Consider the following 21640-nt stretch of genomic DNA (forward strand, 5'->3'; position numbering starts at 1 on the left):
ATAGTGGCAGAGCTTGACACCTTCTCATTTATCCTTTAATCTTAATGCTATGGAAAAAAAACAAATTACGAATTGGTTTATTCGCTTTATAAAAGGTGTTTTTATTGCCTTAGGTTTTATTTTACCAGGCGTTTCAGGCGGCGTTCTTGCTGCTATATTAGGGCTTTACGAGCGAATGCTCAATTTTATGGCTCATATTCGTCAAAATTTCAAACGAGATTTTGCGTTTTTTTTGCCAGTCGGTTTGGGTGGAATTGCTGGCATTATTTTACTCAGTCGACCACTTGAGTTTTTACTGGTCTCTTATAAAGCAATGGTGCTTTGGGGATTTGCTGGTGCAATTGTTGGTACATTGCCTGCACTATTCAAGGAAAGTGCAAAAAAAGGGCGCAGTTATCGTGATTGGATCATGTTTGGTGTAACAGCAGTTGTTGGCGGGTTATTTTTGTATAACATGACTGCTATTTTTGGACAAATGCCAATTAATTTCTTCTCTTGGTTGTTGGCAGGGGCTCTCATTGCGCTCGGTGTGATAGTGCCAGGCTTAAGTCCGTCGAATTTTTTGTTATATCTTGGCCTTTTCGATCCAATGTTAGCTGGCTTCAAGCGCGCGGATATGGGTGTCTTCATACCAATTGCTGTGGGGGCAATCGTGACTTTAGTTTCTTTTTCTAAAGTCATGAGTTATCTGTTACAACATTTTTATTCACTTGTTTACCACTTTATTTTGGCGATTGTTGTGGTTTCAACAATCTTAATTGTCATCCCACCAGTTGCTGATTATAGTGGTTTCAACATGACCAGTGTCATAGTTAGTGCGATTTTGTTTGCTTTAGGTATCGTATTAGGCTACTGGATGAGCAGTTTAGAAAAAAAATACAAATAAAAAAACGATTACGTGAGAATTCGTAATCGTTTTTATTTGACTAACCAAACAGCGTCTTTGATAGTATCAAAGGGTTGATGGTTTTGATTGAGAATTTCTGGTTCCGATAAAATTGCATTTTGCCAAAAGTCAGGAGAATTTGTGACACCATTTTGCTCACCAATGACAATAAAATCCCCTGTAAATCCTTTGCTACGCAATGCAGTCAGAACTTGCCAGTCAATGTTTTGAGTGTCAGGAGCCCAACTTAAAATTAAAACATCAAAGGTTCTCTGTTTGACGCTTTTAAGTGCATCTTCTTGTTCAACATAAGTCCATGGTTCTGGTGCCAAAATATCCTGACCGCGCCAATCAAAATTGTCTGTACTGGCAACTTGATCATTGAGTTGGCGAAGCCCAGCAGAAATGACAGCATTGCCAGCCATGATTTCTAATACTGAACGGCCACTGATAAAATGATGTAAGTCCATCAACCATTGTTGATTAGGAATATGCCAAAGCCCGAATGTTGTAATAATTTCTTGTCGAAACATGGCTAAATCATCATCCAGTGGCATTAAAGCAAAATTACTAAAAATGTCTCTTTCTGAAAATGATAATAGGGGTAAGTTGCTTTTAGGTAATTGATGTTGATTCAAGCAGATCATAGCTTCTTGAGCTGCTTGAATTTTAAAAAGAATATCAGAAGTTGTTTCAAACTTTTTGGCCCATTGATTGAGCAGTTCAAGATAGGCTATCATTCTTCAGTCACGTCGCGTCGATTTTTAAAGCTTGCGCCTTTTTTATCAATGTGGACGTTATAATGTTTACCATGATGTTCAAAGTCAAAATCATTGTTTTTGATATCACGTCTAAAGCGCCACATTGTGAGCATAGCGATAATACCACCAATAGCTGCGACAATGAGAGCAAATAATAGTGCAATACCAATGATACTCAAAACAACTGGCACAGCGACACCGATAACGACCAGTAGAATAGGGATGAGAATCAGTAATACAACAATGATTGTGACAATAGCACCAATGAATTGAAATAATTTTTTCATAGATAAACCCTCCAATCATTCAATTATACTACACTTTTATTAGAATTTAGAAAAAGTATTGACATGTAAATATTAGTAGTGTATATTAATATTCATAAAGTAATAGCGCATTCGTCGCTCAAATATAAGGAGTCGTATCATGACAAAGCACATGACCATCAAATTCAATAACGCCCTCCTCCTCAACCTCCAACTCATTTGAGTCTAGTAGGTTGTTATTTGAGCAACATCAGCTACTAGACTATCGTCATTGATAAGTTTGGTGGCTGGTTAGGTAGGAATGTCCTAACGAGCAATCGTTGGGACATTTTTATTTTTCTCAACGATTGTGGGCTCACATTGGAGAACACACATTTAAGGAGAAAGAATTATGGCACAAAATGCAATTACAGCAAAACAGGTAAAATCAGCAAGTAACAAAAAGTCAGCAGCGGTCGACAAAGAATCAATTCGCGATACAGTGTACAAAGTCAGCGCCGCTGTCTCTAATGCAATATTGGTGACGTTGGGTATGGGCCTATTGTTGCAAACAATTGCAGGATTTATTCACTGGGCACCAATGGTACAAATGGGTGCCATCACAAAAGTAATGTTGCCAGCTGCTTTTGGCGCAGCGATTGCTTCACAAATGAAGACCAATACAATGGTTATGTTTAGTGCTATGGCTGCATCAGCGGTTGGTGCTAACGCTGTATTTTTCACTGATAAAGCTGTGCAAGGTGTTACCGCAACTGGTTATGCCGGTGCACAAGCTGCTGGGTCAGCAATTATTACAACTGGACAACCGATTTCGGCTGTATTGGCTGGTTTGATTGCCGTGTTGTTTGGTAAATGGTTGAGTGGAAAAACACCATTGGATATGGTGATTGTCCCTGCTGCAACAACAATTGTTGGAACAGTTGCGGGTTACTATTTGGCCGCTGTAACAACACCAATTTTGGTTGCTATTGGTGCTTTCATTGCTTCAAGTGTTGCAGTTAACCCAATTATTGGAACAGCTGTTGTTGCGATGGTATTCGGTGCTTTGACAATGACACCAGCCTCAGCCGCCGCATTGGCAGTTGCTATTGGTGCCACGGGTGTAACGTCGCCGGAAGCAGCCGGTGCTATCTTGATTGGTACAACCGCAGTATTCGTTGGTTTCCCTGCAATGTCATTCCATGAAAACAAGATTGGGGCAACCATTGCACAAGGTATTGTAACACCAAAAATTCAATTCCCTAATTTGACAGAAAATCCAGCTTTGATTATCCCACCAATGATTGGCGCCGCAATTGCTGCGCCAATTGCAACAATGGTCTTCCATGTGACGGCACCATTCGCGATGGCAGGTATCGGATTTAACTCATTCATTGTGCCATTGGCATTGGCAGGATCTAACCCAGTTGCATTTGCTGCTTATATGGGTGTCGGCGTTGCTGTACCAGTCGTTGTTTCATTTATTGGCTATCGCATTATGCGTAAAATTGGTTGGGCTAAGCCACAACAGTTGCACTTGGAAATGATCTAATTTAACCAAGCTCTAAAATAATAAAAACCACCAAATTTCATTATTCAATGAAAAAATTGGTGGTTTTTTAGTGTATTCTGGTTGTTAATTTGTAGGTACGATTTTGGCCTGGTAGCCATTTGATAGCCGTTAGCGGGTTAGATTTTACACCCCAAATGTCCAATAGAGCAGCAATAGCGATATGAACTGGTGCTTGTGAGTCGAAAGTGACGGTTAACTGATTATAGATACCATCAGGACGACTTTCGGGTTTGACACTGAGTAATTTTTTGGTATTGTGGTAGATGAGGTAGCGATTGGCAATAAAATTACCTGAAATTAACCAACCAAGATGACGAACATAAACAATATCACCGAGATGCCCAAAAGTAAAACTGATGGAGCCAACAATATGGCCACGGTAGTTAAGGGTGAAGCGTGGTAAAATGCCATAAGATGTTTGACGAATACGTACTAGCACATTGCCTGACATGTCTTGAACGTGAAGTTCATCAGACTTTTTACCGGAGCGACCTGAAACAAGGTAAGATGCCTTAAAGTCGGAATCAAAAACGATATTGACACCATCATCAATACTATGTCGCTGTCTCAAATAATATTTTGTCATCTGCTAAGTACCTCTCATTCACCTATTATTTTATCATGAAAGAAGAAAAAAATGCCGTTAACTCATACAACTTGGGCACCAGCCGTCAAAGCAAAACTTACTTCGGATTATTTAGATCGTGTGGCAATGTTTATTAATCAAAACTATCAGTTCGAAGAAAATATTTTTCCGCCTAGAGAGAAAATTTTTGCTGCACTGGAAACACCACCACTTCCTGGGACTAAAGTCGTGATAATGGGGCAAGATCCATATCATGAAATTGGTCAAGCACAAGGTCTGAGTTTTTCAGTTCCTGATGACGTTCCTGCGCCACCGTCCTTGCAAAATATTTTAAAAGAACTGTCAACAGATATCGGGCAGCGTCAGTCTCATGATTTAACCAGTTGGGCAGAGCAGGGCGTTTTATTGCTCAACGCTGTACTAACTGTTCCGGAAGGGCGTGCTAATGCACATCAAGGTTTAATTTGGGAACCATTAACTGATGCTTTGATTCAAATTGCTTCAGAAGATAGTGCACCGAAAGTCTTTATTTTGTGGGGAAAATTCGCCCAATCGAAGCGGCGCTTTGTTGATGAATCAAAGCATTTAGTTATCACGAGTGCTCATCCTAGTCCGTTATCGGCATATCGTGGCTTTTTTGGTAGCCAACCCTTTTCAAAAGCCAATGCTTATTTAAGCACACACAATCGGACGGCCATTGATTGGCTGAAATAGTTAAAACATTCACAAAATAACAACAAAATCGCAGACAATTATGAATTGGTCTGTTACAATTAAGGTGTAAATGAAAATTTAATGATTCACAGTGGTGAATTTGGAGGAATTATGGAACTATTTGAGCAGCTTAAAACTAAAATTAGTGGTCAAAATAAAACAATTGTGTTTCCTGAAGGAGAAGATGTCCGTATTCAAGGCGCCGCAGTAAGATTGGCAGCGGATGGCCTTTTGAAGCCAATTTTGTTGGGAGATAGCAAAGCCATAGCAGCTACTGCAACCGCTAATAATTTTGATTTGTCCGGTGTAGAAGTAATTGATCCTGCCAACTATAACGAAACCGCACTATCTCAATTAAATGCTGCGCTGGTTGAGCGTCGTAAGGGTAAGACAGATGCTGAGACTGCTGCTAAGTGGCTAAAAGATGTTAATTATTTTGGCACAATGCTTGTTTACACAGGCAAGGCTGATGGCATGGTTTCTGGTGCAACACATCCAACAGGCGATACGGTTCGTCCGGCGTTGCAAATTATCAAAACTGCACCCGGCTCAAGCCGGATTTCTGGTGCTTTCATTATGCAAAAGGGTGATGAACGCTACGTTTTCTCCGACGCTGCTATCAATATTGATATTGACGCGCCAACCATGGCGGAAATTGCTGTTCAATCAGCCAAGACTGCCAAAGTCTTTGAAATTGACCCTAGAGTAGCTATGTTGTCATTTTCAACAAAGGGTTCAGCTAAGTCACCATTGGTAGATAAAGTTGCAGAAGCGACCAAACTAGCTAAAGAGTTGGCGCCAGAATTTGCTGACGTGATTGATGGCGAGTTGCAATTTGATGCTGCATTTGTGCCAACAGTTGGTGCAGCTAAGGCACCTGATTCAAAGGTTGCTGGGCACGCCAATACGTTTATTTTCCCAAGTCTAGAAGCCGGAAATATTGGCTACAAAATTGCCCAACGCCTAGGTGGATATGAAGCAATTGGTCCCATTCTTCAAGGTTTGGCAAAACCTGTTTCTGATTTATCACGTGGCGCCAATGAAGAAGATGTCTATAAGGTTGCTATTATTACTGCAGCACAAGCATTGGCCTAAATCGTTTAATTGATAAAAAAGGAATCCAAAAATTATTTTGGATTCTTTTTTTGTGTCACTATGAGCGACGTTCGTTGGTTAAACGTTGAAAATGTGGCTTGTTCATCATCTTTAAAAATTGAAAATAGTTCGGTAGCATTGCTTTCAGAAAGTGACATCGACCAATCACCAATCGTTAAAAAATACTGATCAGCCATGTCGTAAAATTGCAGTTTCGCTATTTTATCTTGATGATCAACCATCAAATCGTATAAAGTCTTTTTTGTCATAAAATTATTCAAATTGGGCATCGTATAGTCGTTTATATATACCTTTCTGCTGCAAGAGAGAGTCATGTGTACCAGTGTACCAGCTTCAGCAACTCGACCATCATTCATCACAATAATTTGATCGGCCTTATGAACAGTGCTTAGTCGGTGAGCAATGACGATTGCCGTCTTTGCAATCATTAAATTGTCAAGCGCATGTTGAATCGTTTTTTAAGATTCATTGCCGCTTTAAAACGGATTCAAACACGAACCGTAACATTTCAACGGCTGTTGTGTCAGAATGGGCGAGTTGCTTTTTAATTTCTGTGGGACTCATACGTCCATTTGGATTTCTCATAATGAAGCCATTATACGCTATTCCATGGGAAATTAGCTACCAATCCATAATTGAACGACCAATGACGATAAGCTCAAATAATAATAAAGCACATAAATAACTAATGCCAGCCATTAACCACCAAGTAATTCGCATATTATCGCCTCCTCAAAAAGTATTCTCTCACTTAAATATAATGCTAAATTGTGAAAAATCAAAGAAAGCGCACTGCCGTTAAGGAAGTGATAACTTTTTTTAGAGATTCTTTATGAATTGAATGACCAACATCAATTACGGTTCACAACAGTGAATTTTTTTGAGGTAATATTAAAAGGCTATTTATTTGACAAGAAAGCGCTTTCATGATAATTTCTAGGTAATCTATTACTAGAATTTTAATGAGCGTAGGAGAGTAAAATGGGAATAAACAATGTTTTGCATCGTCGGCAATATAAAATTGTAATTGATGACACAATTAACGGGTTAAACCTAGATACATTAGGCAATTTAGGTATCTGGAGTAATCCTAAAAACAAACATTATCTTGTCACTTTAAGATCAAATGAAGATCCGAATACGGATATTGGTACATTTATCAAAGCTTTTGAAAAAAAGACCGGATTAACATCGGACAATTTTACAATTCAGTCCCAAACCGGTCCATTAACTTTGCAAAGAGCAGTTGATGATGAGTGGTTCTAAATCATCGAAAAAAACGACTCAACCATGTTTGTGGTAAGGTCGTTTTTTGTTTGAAAAGCAGGGTTTCAGTGATGATAGATGAGATCAAATGGTCTGACGACATATGATTGATAAATTATTAAACCAACATTGATGCAAATAAAAACCGTTCCCTCAACATTTGTGAGAAAACGGGGAATATGCCGATGACAGGAATCGAACCTGCACGATGTTGCCATCATACCGACCTGAACGGTACGCGTCTGCCAGTTCCGCCACATCGGCAAATCAACTCTTTCATTATACCCGAAAAAAAGAGGGTTGACAAATTTTCTAAATAAGGTATTCTAGTGTTACGTAAGAAAAGGAAATTGTAATGACAGAATTCAAAGTCAACTTAGCTTCTTCCTCCACTCAATCACTCGTGTGATTGGGATTCTTTGCGTATGATAACGTGGAATTGCTGACGACATGAGTTTAACAACTGATGTCGTCTTTTTGTATACTGAAAGGAATGGTCATGGCAACGTATAATTTTTCGGCGGGTCCGGGTGTACTTCCGACCCCAGTTATTTCCCAAATAAAGGCAGATTTGGCACAAAATGAATTCACACATCTGTCCATTTTGGAAATTTCACATCGTTCGGCACAATTTGAAAAAATAATGGCCAGCGCGCAGCAACGCCTGCGTGATTTGATGTCTATTCCCGACGAATATGGTGTTGCTTTTGTTCAAGGTGGTGGTTCGTTACAATTCGAAATGTTACCGTTGAATCTGGCAACACACAAACAAAGCATTGCGGTACTTGACTCGGGCAATTTTGCTGCCAAAGCGGCGCAAGCTGCTCAAATGCTGGGCAAAGAAGTGACAATTGTTGGTTCAAGTAAATCACAGCATTATCGTTATTTACCACAATTGACGGGTGATTTTGATGCGAATGCTTATGATTACTTGCATATCACTACCAACAACACAATTGAGGGCACAACCTATCATCAAGATATGTTGCCTCAGACAACTGGTCGTTTAACGGCTGATATGAGCTCGAACATTTTGGCAGAACCCTATGATATCACACAATTTGATGCTGTTTTTGCAGGTGCTCAAAAGAATCTCGGTCCTGCTGGCGTCACACTCGCCATTGTCAAAAAAGATTGGTTAGCTTCGCAATCAATTGAAAACGTCGGTCCAATGATGCGTTATCAAAATTATTTAGATAAAGATTCAATGTATAACACACCGCCAGTATTTTCTATTTATGCCCTTGACCTAGTCTTGTCTTGGGTACAAGCAGAGGGTGGCGTTGATGAAATGACGCGTCGTAATCAATTAAAAGCAGCTAAGTTGTATGATTTCTTGGACGAATCTCGTTTGTTTGAGGCACCAGTAAAGACCTCAGATCGTTCATTGACCAATATTGTTTTCACGACAAATGACGCAAAGCGTGATGCACAAATAACTGCTCAAGCAAAAGAAAATGGTTTATTTAATCTTGGTGGTCATCGTTCTGTTGGTGGTTTTAGAGCTTCACTTTATAACGCTCAGCCAATGGCAGCCGTTGATGCACTGATTGAATTTTTAAACAAAGTAGAAAAAGGATAATCAATGACTAACATAAAAACGTATAATGCAATTAGCCACAAAGGATTGGATTATTTAGCGCAACATGGCTACGATATTAATTCAACAGAACAGCCTAAGGCAATTTTATTACGTTCACAAAATTTATTTGATGAAGTGATTCCAGATACAGTCCGAGCTGTTGTTCGTTCGGGGGCGGGTTTTAATAATATTCCGATTGAAAATTTGTCAAAGCGGGGCATTGTTGTCTTTAATACGCCGGGTGGCAACGCAAATGCTGTCAAGGAATTAACAATTGCTTCATTGATTTTAGCAGCTCGTCCGGTGGTTGGCGCGATTAGGTTTGCTAACCAAACACGTGGTGGTGATGTGTCATTGCGGACTGAATCAAATAAAGGCGGTTACCGAGGCACAGAGTTAGCTGGTAAAACACTTGGTGTGATTGGATTGGGAAATGTGGGATCTAAGGTAGCCAACACAGCTTTGGCTTTGGATATGGATGTGATTGGCTACGATCCGGGTCTAAATGCTAATACAGCATGGCGAATAGACCGACACATTGCTCATGCGCGTAATGTTGAAGAGGTTTTGCGCCGAGCCGACTATGTGACCGTCCATATTCCAATGGAAGAAAAGAACGACCACTTTATTGATGCTGGCAAATTGCAATTAATGAAGCCAGAAGCAGCACTATTGAATTTGTCACGTGGTGGCATTGTTGACGATCACGCGGCTAAAGCCGCATTAGATAGTGATCAACTTCGTATGTATATCACTGATTTTGCCGATGATGTTTTGTTTGATAATCCTAAAGTTATTATTACACCACATATTGGGGGCTCAACAATTGAAGCCGAAGATACTAGCGCCTTGATGGCAGCCAAGGAGCTAGATGAATATTTGACTACTGGAAATATTATTAATTCTGTGAATTATCCTGATGTTAATGAACCATTTACAACCAACTATCGCGTCGGTATAATTCATGAAAATGTACCAAACATGATTGGGCAAATCTCTGCCTTTTTTGGAGATAATGGCATTAACATTGAACAATTGAGCAACCGTGCTGTTGGACAATACGCTTATACTTTGGTGGCAATCAATGATTTTACAGCAGCACAACAGGAACATGTAAAAACAGCTTTGGATGAAATTCCACACGTGATTTTGACAAGACGCTATCAAAATCCAAATATGACAATTGGTGATTAAAGGAGATATCATGACACAAGAATTACAAGAGCAAGCCATTGCGCAGTTAGCAAAGCGTGGCGTTAAAATTGAAGATATTGCAGAAGGCACTCGTACATTTTTGACTGATAAATATCATGATGAACTTGATGAACAGACATTGGCACAAGCTATTTCACGTGTGTTACACAAAGATGAAGTCGCAGATATTATTTTGACAGCGCTTTATTTGGATGAACAAGCAGAAACAATGTCAGATGATCAACCGTTAAAGCCTCGCTTGCAACGAGATGCTAATGGGCACAATGTTGATGAAATTTTAGCGATTGCAATTACCCAGCAATTTTCTGCGGCAGCAACGGTTCATTACGGTTTGTTAGATGATTTAAAGCCAGGTTTGATTGGTGTCATCAACGATAAAACAGATAGTATTAATGTTTATCTTGACGATATTTTAGCAGCATTGATTGCCAGTGCTGCTATGACGTACTTGGAGTTACTTGGTGGTAATAACTATTAAACGCAGTAATGCGTTTTTTTTGGACGCAATTTCTTCATAATACTTAAAATTCTTACTTATCTCAACATGATTAGTTCAATAATTATTCACTTTCATTTTTTAAAATAGAAATATAGTATGACTGGTCAAAAAATGAAGGGGAGAAAGAAGAATGGATAAGGCACCTCAAAAACATTATGTTTGGGTCAATCAGCGACGAACAATTGCATCACTAATGTTAGGGAAAGAAAAAGATTGGGAAGAAAAGATTGATAAAGTTTCTGACAGAAATGCCGCTGAATTTTCGAATCAATTCGATTTTGATTTAATTTTTCATCCTGATGAAAATGTCCGAGATGAAGTGCTTGAGTCAACGCGAAGATTGCAAGTGCCACCACATCTAGTCAAGAATATTGACGTTCAAACTGCTCTGGAAAAATTAAAAAAATGTTTAAGTACAGCAAAATCCAATGATGGATTAATAACAGCTCGTCGATACTTACACGACACAATGCTTGCAGCAGAAAAAGTATATCAGAAGACACTCCGGCAAGCTAAAATGACACTTTATGATGTTACACTAGTTGGTAATGAGACAAAGGTTAGGCAAACAGTATTGGCGTTATCACAGTTATTGCTCCGCCCTGAATCTCATGTTGATGAATTAAAAGCAGCGAGTTCTAAATTGACAAGTACAACTGTTTTGGCACGAATTGATAGAAAAATAGCTTTAACAGACTTGAATGCTGGGCCAAGTATTGGGTTATTTAAAAAAATGTCTGATGAACAGTTATTGCAAACAAACCAAATTAGTGATTTAACAAATTTAGCACCCAAATATCGTCGTGATTTAGGCGCATTGTTAAAGCGTTATAAGCTTTTATCTTCCGAAAATGTATACCAACAGTTAAATACTAAGTTGCTTCAAGCAGCCAAAAAATGCCATGAAAATTGGAATGAATTGTATCAAAATGCTGAAAAAGAACTTGCTGTATTATTGCAACAACGTGAAAAATTTGATCTTCATTTAGAAGAGACAGTGGCAAATATGATGACAAGCAGTGTGGCAATGGAACCTGAAGTGAAAATTGTCATTGAATTTATTCAGGCGATGTATAAGGGCGCCATGGCAGATGAACAATTTGTTCTTAAGTTATTATCTGATCGGGTGACACAAGCAACAGTTGAACGTGAAAAAGCTGTTAAATTTGCTGAAACATACCTTAATGGTCTTAACATGAGTCGTTGGTCGGAAGATAATGATGTCCAAATTGATGCACTCGTACTAGACAATACATTGTACGACAGCAAGGCGACAATTGCTTCAATCTATTCTTTAACCAATCGATTAAGAGCATCTGTAAGACGGAAACAAGCAGAATTGGATGAGGCGTTGAAGCTGGCACGGCAATTGCTCATGACAATCCATGGATCTCATCAAGATAAAGAAATTATTAGCGAGATCAATTATCTAAAGCACACTATGAAGTCGGTTAATTCAAAAGCCATCATGGCTGCCTATCAGCAATTGCAAGCCACTCAAAAAATGATTAATGCATCAACTAAAACTGAGAAAAGTCAGTTAGATATTCTTTTGGAGGAAGTTTATCAGAGTAGTGTGGCCAATGAACCCACGTTACAAAAACTAATTGGTCGCATTCATACCTGTGAAGGATTCGCCGCCATGAAAAAGACACACCGTGATTTGTCAGAGACATTTATTGATTTGCAAACGGCTAGGCAAGGCGTGACTGCAATGGCAACAATGCTATTGAAACAATCAAATAGGCGTGTATTTAAGAAAGAATTAATTGTGCAAGAAGCAAAGAAACAGTTGCTGTCTACCTTGGATGATTCATCAACAACTGCTGAAATTTTGGCTGCTGTTAAACGGTTACGTGGTGCCCTTGATCAAGTAAAATTGAGGTTACAACGGTTAGCTCGATAACTATCATATCGGTCAAGCTGGTAAATCGTTCGTTTTTTTGATAAAATAGATTGAATATTTATATTTCAAGGAGATGACACAATGTCAGGACATAGTAAATGGCATAACATCCAAGGTCGTAAAAACGCCCAAGATGCTAAGCGTGGTAAGATTTTTCAAAAGCTGGCACACGACTTATATGTTGCTGCAAAGGCTGGCGGTGCAGATCCAGAGATGAACGCATCATTGCGTTTGGTTGTTGAAAAAGCGAAGGCAGCTAACATGCCAAAAGATAACATTCAACGTGCACTTGATAAAGCATCTGGTGCTGGTGGTGCAAAGTTTGAAGAAGTGACCTATGAAGGTTATGGCACAGCCGGTGTCGCTGTGTTAGTTGAAGCATCAACGGATAACATTAATCGTACAGTTTCTACCGTTCGTAATTCATTCAAACATGCTGGCGGTGCTTTGGGCACATCTGGTTCAGTTGCTTTCCAGTTCGACCGAAAAGGTTACTTAGCAATTGATCGTGAAGCATATCCTGATTTGGATGAAGACACTGTTTTGGAGGCGGCGCTGGAAGCCGGTGCTGAAGATGTTCAAACAGCTGATGAAGTATTTGAAATTTACACTGATCCAGCGGACTTTCAGGCAGTTGAAGGTGCTTTGACTGAAGCGGGTTTCGTTTTTGAAGATGCTGAAATTACGATGATTGCGCAAAATCCAATGACAATTACTGATGAAGATCGCGAAAAATTAGATCATTTAGTCGATGAACTTGAAGAAAACGAAGACGTTTTGGCTGTTTATACGTCGGCAGATTGATTAAAAAGGACATTATATGTCCTTTTTTATTTCTATAAATTCGATGAGGCAAACGTTTTAACCGATAATATTAGAAATTAACATCACTTTTCTCAAAAATAAATTTAGGATTATGGTAAAATAAATAGGTAAAATGAGTTTATCACATTTAATGTTCGTGTTTTACATAAAAATGAACGATGATAGAGGGACACTCACGGATAGGCGCAAACAGGTTAGTTATTCTGAATGTAGAATACTGGCTTTCTCCGACAAACCTATCCCGTCTGAAAGCAGCTATCGGCGTAACAGGAGAAAAATATGTCTGGTGTAATTGTTGTTGGTTCCCAATGGGGCGATGAAGGTAAAGGAAAAATCGTTGATTTTTTCGCTGAACATGCGGATGCTGTTGTCCGTTACCAAGGTGGTAACAATGCGGGACACACGATTTGGCATGGCCAAACAAAATTTGAATTGTCTGCACTACCATCTGGAATCATCACGAAAGGTCAACTAGCAGTACTTGGCAACGGCGTTGTTGTCAATCCCGAAGCACTTTTAGCTGAAATTAAAGAAGTTGAAAGCCAAGGAATTACGATTGAGAATTTGCGCATTTCGAACCGTGCACATGTTATTATGCCGTACCACATTGCGTTGGATAAGGCATCTGAATCTGCTTCAAATAATCGAATTGGTACGACCAAAAAAGGTATCGGTCCTGCCTACACGGATAAAATCTCACGTGTTGGTATTCGCGTCGCTGATTTGATTGATCCAGAAGTATTTGGTAAGTTGCTAAAAGAATATTTGCCATTTAAAAATGCCCAATTGACTAAATTGTATGGTGAAGAAGCGTTAGATTACGATGATATTTACCAAACTTATGTTGAATATGGTCGTCAGTTGGCACCTTATGTGACAGATACGTCTTATTTGCTGGGTCAATTGATGAAAGCTGGCAAACGTGTTGTATTTGAAGGTGCACAAGGTGTAATGCTTGACGTTGATCACGGTACGTATCCCTATGTGACAAGCTCTAACCCAACAGCGGGTGGTGTGATGAATGGTGCTGGGGTAGGCCCAAAGCAAATCCAAGACGTTGTTGGTGTCATTAAAGCTTATACGTCTCGAGTTGGTGAGGGACCTTTCCCAACTGAATTGTTTAATGACATTGCAGATCATATTCGCGAAGTGGGTCACGAGTACGGTGTGATTACTAAGCGTCCTCGCCGTATTGGCTGGCTAGACGCGGTTGCTTTGCGACATGCGGTACAAGTTTCTGGTTTGACCAAGTTAGCCATTAACTCATTGGATGTTTTGTCAGGTTTGAAAGAAATAAAAATTGCGACCTCGTATACTTATAAAGGCGAAGAAATTCACCATTTCCCAGCTTCAGATACTTGGTTTAATGGGTTGGACGTCAACTGTGAGACCTTGCCCGGTTGGGATGAAGACATTACGGGTGTGACAACATTTGAAGAACTACCAGTCAATGCCCAACATTATCTCCAACGTATTTCTGAATTGTTGGAAGTTGATTTGTTGAGCTTCGCCGTAGGGCCAACGCCAGAACAAACCCATTTGTTGGAACCTGTTTGGCATGAATAAGATATATCAATAGAACCGAAAGGTTCTTTTTTATTGCAAAAATATACACTTAAAATTAGTTTATACAACTTTTAAGTGTATATAATCGTTATCTCATTGCATATTTAAACAAGGCGCGCTAATATAGAATCAACAAATAACTAAAACAAAAAACAGCGAGGACATTATCATGACAGAAAAATTAGTATTAGCATATTCCGGTGGGTTGGATACCTCAGTAGCCATTCCTTGGTTGAACGAAAAGGGTTATGACGTTATCGCTGTCGTTTTAGACGTTGGTCAACATGGCAAAGATATGGACATGATCCAAGCCAAAGCCTTGCAAGTTGGGGCGACACAGTCAATTGTTATTGACGCAAAATCAGAATTTGCTGAGCAATACGTCGCACCAGTTATCAAAGCAAACATGATGTATGAAGGCGAATATCCAATGGTTTCTGCTTTGTCACGTCCTTTGATTATCAAAAAATTAGTTGACATTGCGCATGAAAATGATGCTGTTGCCATTGCTCATGGTTCGACTGGGCACGGTAATGATCAAGTACGGTTTGAAGCAGCTATCCATGCCCTTGATCCTGAAATGAAAATTGAAGCACCAATTCGTGATTTCCAATGGTCGCGTGAAGAAGAAATTGAATACGCCCATGACCATGACGTGCCAGTGCCTATTGATTTGGACTCACCTTATTCAATTGATGAAAACTTGTGGGGACGTGCCAATGAAGCAGGTATCCTAGAAAACCCATGGAACCAAGCACCTGAAGATGCATACGCCTTAACACAGGCTATTGAAAACACACCTGATGTACCAGAATTTATCGATGTGACATTTGAACAAGGTGTGCCGGTAGCATTAAATGGTGAGCAATTACCACTTGCTGAACTAATTGTTGCCGTCAATGAAATTGCTGGTCAACATGGTATTGGTCGAATTGATCATATTGAGAACCGTCTGGTAGGTATCAAGTCTCGTGAAATTTATGAAGCGCCTGCTGCTGCAGTGTTGATGACAGCGCACAAGGATCTCGAAGATTTGACGCTCGAACGTGATGTGGCCCATTTCAAGCCATTAATTGAGCAACAATTAGCTAATCTCGTTTATGAAGCTAAGTGGGTATCACCTTTGTTTGACAGTTTGATGGCTTTCGTTGATGATACACAAAAAAATGTGAACGGTGTTGTTAAAATGAAGCTTTATAAAGGTAATGCCATTGCTGTTGCGCGTCAATCAGAGCAAAATTCATTATATAACGAAGATTTGGCAACTTACACGGCTGCATCATCCTTTGACCAAGAAGCTGCTGTTGGCTTCATCAAGTTGTGGACATTGAGTAACACGGTGTATGAACAAGTGAACCATGTTCATTCACAACCAAAGAAAGATACAGTGAAATAAACAAGCGCTTCGGCGCGTACATAGCTTTGAAGAAGGGAAAACACTGTTGCATTGCGCAGTGCAAAAAAGTGATATGAGTGATAAATTATGGGGTGGTCGTTTTACTGCCAAAGCATCTGAATGGGTTGATGAGTTTGGGGCGTCGATTCATTTTGATCAAAAAATGGCGGCTGAAGATTTAGAAGGGTCAATTGCCCACGCAAAAATGTTGGGCAAACAAGCTATTATATCAAGTGACGAATCAGCACAAATTGTGGCTGGCTTAGAAAGTTTGCAACAAGAATTAACAGCGGGTAATTTGACATTTGATGTTAAAAATGAAGACATCCATATGAATATGGAAGCTTTATTGACAGAAAAAATTGGCGCTGTTGCTGGCAAACTTCATACTGCGCGTTCTCGAAATGATCAGGTGGCAACTGATTTTCACCTTTGGGTAAAACACCGTTTACCACATGTGATGTCAGCCTTGACCGACTTGCAGAGTGAGCTATTATCATTGGCAGACAAACACGCCGGCACGATTATGTCTGGCTATACTCACTTACAACATGCCCAACCTATAACTTATGGTCATTATTTGTTAGCTTATTTCAACATGTTCCAACGTGATTACGAACGTTTTGAATTTAACCAAAAGCATACGGACATTCTGCCACTAGGAGCTGCAGCTTTGGCGGGTACCACATTTCCCATTGACCGTGAATTTGTTGCGGATGAGCTAGGCTTTAGTGATATTTATCATAATTCGTTAGATGCTGTGTCAGATCGTGACTTCGCATTGGAATTTCTCGGCAATGCTTCGATTTTAATGATGCATTTATCACGTATGGCTGAAGAGTTAATTTTATGGTCGAGCTATGAATTTAATTATATTGAATTGTCAGATGATTTTTCAACAGGCTCTTCAATCATGCCTCAAAAAAAGAATGCTGATTTTGCGGAATTGGTGCGGGGTAAAACTGGTCGTACCTATGGCTCATTATTAGCGCTATTGACGACAATGAAATCTTTACCACTTGCTTATAACAAAGATATGCAAGAGGATAAGGAACAAGTTTTTGATGTGATGGACACGGTAATTGCCTCGGTGAAAATATTTACTGGCATGTTAAATGGCTTAACGGTTCATGAGGGTCAAATGTTAGCTGCAACGCAAGATGATTTTTCAAATGCAACAGAACTCGCTGACTATTTAGCCACCAAAGGAGTGCCTTTCCGTGAAGCACATGCGATTGTTGGTCAGTTGGTATTGAAGGGCATTCAGACACATACACCGTTACAGAAAATGACTTTGACTGACTTACAAGCTGCTGCACCTCAAATTGAAGCTGATATTTATCAAATTTTGGCTTCAGAAACGGCTGTTAATCGTCGTACATCACTTGGTGGTACGGCTGTGACCAACGTCAAAAAAGAAGTAACGCGTAATTATAAAATTTTGGAGGAGCGCCAATGAATTCACATTTCCAAGGTAAATCATTTTTGAAAGAGATTGATTTTACTAAAGCAGAGCTAGAAACATTGATTGATTTGGCAGCGCATTTAAAGTCACTCAAACAACAAAATATTCCCCATCAGTATTTGGCGGGTAAAAATATTGCCCTATTATTTGAAAAAACGTCAACGCGGACACGTTCGGCATTCACAGTTGCGGCCAATGATTTGGGTGCACATCCAGAATTTTTGGGTCACAATGACATTCAATTTGGCAAAAAAGAATCGCTACAAGATACAGCAAAAGTTTTGGGCAGCATGTATGATGGTATTGAATACCGTGGCTTTTCTCAGAAAATTGTTGAAGAGTTGGCAACCACCAGTGGCGTGCCAGTGTGGAATGGTCTGACAGATGAGTGGCATCCGACACAAATGTTGGCTGATTTTTTGACCATCAAAGAACACTTTGGTCATTTGTCAGGCATTACGTTGGCTTATTTAGGGGATGGCCGTAATAATGTTGCCCACTCTTTGTTGGTGACAGGCGCTATTTTGGGTGTTAATGTTCATATTGTGGCGCCTAAAAGTTTGCAGCCAACTGATGATGTGCAACAGTTGGCAAAGCAAAAGGCTGCCGTATCTGGTTCAAAAATTACTATTACCGATGATGTTGATTTAGGTGTTTCAGGTGCAGATGTTTTGTATACAGATGTCTGGGCGTCAATGGGTGAGGAAGACCAGTTCGCACAACGAATCGAACTATTGCTACCTTATCAAATCAATCATGAATTGGTAGCAAAAACGCACAATGATCAAGTCATTGTTCTGCATGATCTGCCAGCATTTCATGATGTTCAAACGACAATGGCACAAGATATTTATGACAAGTACGGTTTGACAGAAATGGAAATCATTGACGATGTCTTTAATGCGCCGTATGCACATCAATTTGAGCAGGCAGAAAATCGTTTGCACACAATTAAAGCAGTGTTAGCTGCCACATTAGGGAACCTTTATTTACCAAATCCCAACTAACAAAAAACAGCCGTCAGGCTGTTATTTTTTTATTTTCAATTGTGAAACAAGTGCAGCGTCAGGGGTCACATAAAGTGTTTGCTGACCCTCAAAAATGACAAAGCCAGGTTTTGCACCGTTTGGTTTTCGCAATTTACCAGCAGGTAAATAGTCAACAGGGACATTAGCCGAATCTCTAGCTTTACTATAATATGCAGCTAATTTGGCTGCCTCGATAAGCGTTGCTTCTGAGGGATTCGCGTCATGAATGATGACGTGTGATCCTGGAATTTTCTGAACGTGTAACCAAATATCGCGACGATCAGCTTGCTTAAGCGAGAGACGTTCATTCTGCAAATTATTCTTTCCGACTTCAATGAGCGTACCATCGCTACTTTCGAATCTGTCGGGGTGTGACACTTTAGGTCGCTGTTTACTTTTCTTTTTGGTTCGAATATAGCCTTCTGTTGTTAATTCAACGCGGATATCTTCAACATCTTTAGGTGAAGCCACATCTAATTGCGCCATGATGTTATTGAAATAGGAAATTTCAGCGTCAGTGAGCGCCAACTGTTCATTGACAAAGTCAACCGCTGTCCGCAACTTTCGATATTTCGTGAAATATTTTTCCGCATTTTTGAGCCCATTAAGTTTAGGATCAAGTGTGATTGAGAGTAAGTTGTTGTTATCGTAGTAGTTTTCGATTTGTACGCTTGTCATACCTTTTTCTACAAGATGCGGATAGGTGATGAGCAAGTCGCCTTTAACTTTCAAATCATCGGCATTTTCAGCGTCTGATAGCGTATTTAAAAGCTTTTTACGTTTTGTGATATTTTTTTTGAGCTCGTTTTTAACAACACGGACTAATGATCCGGCTTGTTGATTAACACGTTCACGCTCGGCTTTACCAACGTAATAAGCATCTAGCATTTCACCAATTGTGTTAAATGATTGCGCGCTTGCAGATTCTTGTTGCCAATTAAATGCTGCATAACTGAACCCACCGTTGGCTGAGGTAAACAAGGTTGGTTGCGGATCATCAAATTGTGACAACCAATGACGCGCATTTGCCAGGTGGTCGCCATCCTGATTGATAGCGTGGGCTAAAGCCTGCGCACTATCGCGACTAAATCCCTGAAAGGTACTTTGAATTTGCTTTGCCCAATTGTCGAACGGCTCATCCAAAATCATAGATGCTAAGCCGTCTAAACCACTTTCAAAGGGATTTAACAAATTTTGCGCTGGCGGCAAAATATAGGTTGCGCCTGGGAACAATGAGCGCACGCGATTTTGGTCAGCAGGTACATGCTTGATGAGTTCCAGAATGCGATTATCATGCTCGCGTACGAGAAAAAGGTTAGAGTGGCGTCCCATCATTTCAAGCGTGACTCGAATTTCTTGTACATCACCTAATTCATCACGTGCGTTGACATAAAAATTGATAATACGATCATTGTCAACTTGTTCAATTAGTTGTATTTTAGTGCCTTCCAAATAGCGTCGCAAAAACATCACAAAATTAGGCGCGGTTTGTGGATTCTCATACGGAATATAGGTAATTTGTGCGCGGGCATAACTTGGATGTGCGCTCAAAAGCAGTGGATAGTTCTGCCCGTTGTTACGTACAACAAGGACGATTTCGTTTGAATAGGGTTGATGTACCTTGGTGATACGGCCACCCGTTATCAATGTATTAAGCTCATGAACGATGGCATGAGTAAAGAGTCCATCTAGTGGCATTTGATTAGCTCCTTGTGCTGTTGGTATATGTAACCAATTTTGAAAAACGTTTGCTTTGATTGTGTCATTTCATCACTGATAGCAAGATAATTAATATGTATTTTTTTAAATATCGACTCTTTCATTGTATCACGTAATGATAAGCGACTTACTAACATTAAAAAACCACCTATTGGGTGGTTTTTGATCTTACCTGACAGTCAAATAGTCAAATAAAGCTATACTATTTTAGTACCGTGTACCTCAGAAATACTAAGCACATCAGCAATTTCGTCAGCGTTATCGTGTGTCACACCACCACCAGGTAAAATGGTCATGCCAACTGGTGCGCGATCTACAAGAAATTCTAATTGTGGCATTAGTTCAGTGATGGCCGTTTTCAGCACACCACCGTGGGTCAAAATACGCGTAACGCCATGTGCGAATAACCATTGCATAGCTGCTTGTTGTTGGTCTTTTGCAATCTCATCAAATGCCATGTGCATAACGACATGTAAATTCAGGGTATCTGCAGTCTCGATTAACGTCGACATCATGTCTGTGTCCAGTGATCCGCTTCGCACAACACCGAAAGTAACATGCTGACCACCTAAATCTGCAACAATTTGTAAGGTTTCTAGCATTTGGTTTAATTCAGTATTATCATATGCAAAATCGCCACCACGAGGGCGAACCATAATGACAACTGGTATATCACCAGCAATAGTTAACGTGTCGATTATAGTTCGTGTGTCAGGGGTAATGCCGCCTAAGTCAAGGCGAGCGTTTAATTCAATTCGGTTAGCACCACGTGCAATCATTTCTTGGGCGCGGTCAGCAGAGTCAACCGCGGCTTCTTTGATTTTTATAGTCATAGATCCTAAATTAAAGTTATTTCGCAAACAAAAAAACCTGTTCTACAAATAGAACAGGCATCATTGTTACTTCTTATCAACAACTTGCTTGCCGTTATAAACACCAGAAGGTGAGACGCGGTGAGCAACACGGTATTCACCAGTTGTCTGATCCAACAAAATGTTTGGAACATTCAAACCAATGTGTCCGCGGCGATTGCGCTTGTGAGACTTTGAATTCTTGTTTGATGGGGTAGCCATGATAGCACCTCCTTTCGTTTCAATTTATCAACTAGTCAAGTTTACCGAAATTTACAGCGTTTGTCAACAGTTAAACTCTATTTAATGTCAAGGGTATTTACTTGACATAAGGTTACTATAAATTTTAGGTTTTGATAAAGCTTTATTATCGTTATTTTACCATAGAATGATACGGAATACTGTTACAGCCAGTGAGACCAACTTTTTATCACGATAAAG

21 protein-coding genes, 1 tRNA gene and 1 pseudogene are annotated in these 21640 nt (G+C 39.8%); 14 read left to right on the plus strand and 9 right to left on the minus strand.

The features are described from left to right. Positions 1-49: 49 nt before the first annotated feature. On the plus strand, positions 50-886 hold the full coding sequence (locus tag IEU71_RS01740; RefSeq protein ID WP_080519666.1) for a DUF368 domain-containing protein: 837 nt from the start codon (positions 50-52) through the stop codon (positions 884-886). Between the two features lie 32 nt (positions 887-918). Here IEU71_RS01740 and IEU71_RS01745 read toward each other — a convergent pair whose 3' ends face one another. Beyond that, positions 919-1626: a hypothetical protein gene (locus tag IEU71_RS01745; RefSeq protein ID WP_004914693.1), complete on the minus strand. Its 708-nt coding sequence runs from the start codon at positions 1624-1626 to the stop codon at positions 919-921. Further along, positions 1623-1934 (minus strand): hypothetical protein, encoded by a 312-nt coding sequence (locus IEU71_RS01750; protein ID WP_004914691.1) that lies wholly within the window; start codon positions 1932-1934, stop codon positions 1623-1625. Before IEU71_RS01750 ends, IEU71_RS01745 begins: the two co-directional genes overlap by 4 nt. A 370-nt stretch (positions 1935-2304) precedes the next feature. Here IEU71_RS01750 and IEU71_RS01755 point away from each other — a divergent pair, with 370 nt between their 5' ends. Next, complete coding sequence (locus IEU71_RS01755; protein WP_004914689.1) at positions 2305-3444, plus strand: PTS sugar transporter subunit IIC; 1140 nt, start codon at positions 2305-2307, stop codon at positions 3442-3444. 67 nt (positions 3445-3511) lie between these two features. On the opposite strand, the gene IEU71_RS01760 is transcribed toward IEU71_RS01755, so the two are convergent. After that, entirely contained in the window at positions 3512-4051 is a 540-nt protein-coding gene (locus IEU71_RS01760) for an LURP-one-related/scramblase family protein (RefSeq protein WP_004914687.1), read from the minus strand. Between the two features lie 51 nt (positions 4052-4102). On the opposite strand from IEU71_RS01760, the gene IEU71_RS01765 reads away from it, so the two are divergent. Then, positions 4103-4765 carry a uracil-DNA glycosylase gene (locus IEU71_RS01765; protein WP_004914686.1) on the plus strand — a complete coding sequence of 221 codons (663 nt, stop codon included), beginning with the start codon at positions 4103-4105 and terminating at the stop codon, positions 4763-4765. A gap of 111 nt (positions 4766-4876) precedes the next feature. Next, entirely contained in the window at positions 4877-5860 is a 984-nt protein-coding gene (gene pta, locus IEU71_RS01770) for a phosphate acetyltransferase (RefSeq protein ID WP_004914684.1), read from the plus strand. 32 nt (positions 5861-5892) lie between these two features. Here the strand turns inward: pta and IEU71_RS01775 are convergent, their stop codons facing one another. Then, on the minus strand, positions 5893-6129 hold the full coding sequence (locus IEU71_RS01775) for a hypothetical protein (protein WP_036067095.1): 237 nt from the start codon (positions 6127-6129) through the stop codon (positions 5893-5895). 4 nt (positions 6130-6133) lie between these two features. Beyond that, positions 6134-6339 (minus strand): annotated as a pseudogene (locus IEU71_RS01780) (ABC transporter ATP-binding protein); the annotation flags it as partial. A gap of 523 nt (positions 6340-6862) precedes the next feature. Here IEU71_RS01780 and IEU71_RS01785 point away from each other — a divergent pair. Beyond that, complete coding sequence (locus tag IEU71_RS01785) at positions 6863-7147, plus strand: hypothetical protein (protein ID WP_004914679.1); 285 nt, start codon at positions 6863-6865, stop codon at positions 7145-7147. 180 nt (positions 7148-7327) lie between these two features. On the opposite strand, the gene IEU71_RS01790 is transcribed toward IEU71_RS01785, so the two are convergent. Beyond that, a tRNA-Leu gene (locus IEU71_RS01790) sits at positions 7328-7411 on the minus strand. A 235-nt stretch (positions 7412-7646) separates the two neighbouring features. On the opposite strand from IEU71_RS01790, the gene serC reads away from it, so the two are divergent. The 9 genes from serC to argF all read left to right on the plus strand — a co-directional run bounded on the left by serC (position 7647) and on the right by argF (position 18608). Continuing rightward, entirely contained in the window at positions 7647-8729 is a 1083-nt protein-coding gene (gene serC / locus IEU71_RS01795) for a 3-phosphoserine/phosphohydroxythreonine transaminase (RefSeq protein WP_004914677.1), read from the plus strand. 3 nt (positions 8730-8732) lie between these two features. Further along, positions 8733-9923 (plus strand): 3-phosphoglycerate dehydrogenase family protein, encoded by a 1191-nt coding sequence (locus IEU71_RS01800; RefSeq protein ID WP_004914674.1) that lies wholly within the window; start codon positions 8733-8735, stop codon positions 9921-9923. 10 nt (positions 9924-9933) lie between these two features. Then, entirely contained in the window at positions 9934-10422 is a 489-nt protein-coding gene (locus tag IEU71_RS01805; protein ID WP_004914672.1) for a phosphatidylglycerophosphatase A family protein, read from the plus strand. 151 nt (positions 10423-10573) lie between these two features. Next, positions 10574-12349, plus strand: coding sequence for a hypothetical protein (locus IEU71_RS01810; protein ID WP_004914670.1), 1776 nt, complete (start codon positions 10574-10576; stop codon positions 12347-12349). An 81-nt stretch (positions 12350-12430) separates the two neighbouring features. Beyond that, positions 12431-13153, plus strand: a complete 723-nt coding sequence (locus IEU71_RS01815) for a YebC/PmpR family DNA-binding transcriptional regulator (protein WP_004914668.1) — start codon at positions 12431-12433, stop codon at positions 13151-13153. A 300-nt stretch (positions 13154-13453) separates the two neighbouring features. Beyond that, a complete protein-coding gene (locus IEU71_RS01820; protein WP_004914666.1) occupies positions 13454-14740 on the plus strand; it encodes an adenylosuccinate synthase in 1287 nt (428 codons plus the stop codon). Positions 14741-14909: 169 nt separating this feature from the next. Beyond that, positions 14910-16136: an argininosuccinate synthase gene (locus IEU71_RS01825; protein ID WP_004914665.1), complete on the plus strand. Its 1227-nt coding sequence runs from the start codon at positions 14910-14912 to the stop codon at positions 16134-16136. Between the two features lie 73 nt (positions 16137-16209). Beyond that, positions 16210-17595 carry an argininosuccinate lyase gene (argH, locus tag IEU71_RS01830; RefSeq protein WP_036067084.1) on the plus strand — a complete coding sequence of 462 codons (1386 nt, stop codon included), beginning with the start codon at positions 16210-16212 and terminating at the stop codon, positions 17593-17595. Further along, the gene (argF, locus tag IEU71_RS01835) at positions 17592-18608 is read left to right on the plus strand and encodes an ornithine carbamoyltransferase (RefSeq protein WP_004914661.1); all 1017 of its coding nucleotides are present in this window, start codon (positions 17592-17594) and stop codon (positions 18606-18608) included. Before argH ends, argF begins: the two co-directional genes overlap by 4 nt. A 21-nt stretch (positions 18609-18629) precedes the next feature. On the opposite strand, the gene IEU71_RS01840 is transcribed toward argF, so the two are convergent. From IEU71_RS01840 to rpmF, 3 genes are all read right to left on the minus strand, one after another. Next, positions 18630-20327, minus strand: coding sequence for an NFACT RNA binding domain-containing protein (locus IEU71_RS01840; protein WP_004914658.1), 1698 nt, complete (start codon positions 20325-20327; stop codon positions 18630-18632). A 218-nt stretch (positions 20328-20545) separates the two neighbouring features. Continuing rightward, complete coding sequence (locus IEU71_RS01845) at positions 20546-21181, minus strand: copper homeostasis protein CutC (RefSeq protein WP_004914656.1); 636 nt, start codon at positions 21179-21181, stop codon at positions 20546-20548. A 66-nt stretch (positions 21182-21247) separates the two neighbouring features. Continuing rightward, a complete protein-coding gene (gene rpmF, locus IEU71_RS01850; protein WP_004914654.1) occupies positions 21248-21421 on the minus strand; it encodes a 50S ribosomal protein L32 in 174 nt (57 codons plus the stop codon). Positions 21422-21640: the final 219 nt, after the last annotated feature.

It is taken from the genome of Leuconostoc falkenbergense (genome assembly GCF_014634805.1).
GTDB lineage: Bacteria > Bacillota > Bacilli > Lactobacillales > Lactobacillaceae > Leuconostoc > Leuconostoc falkenbergense.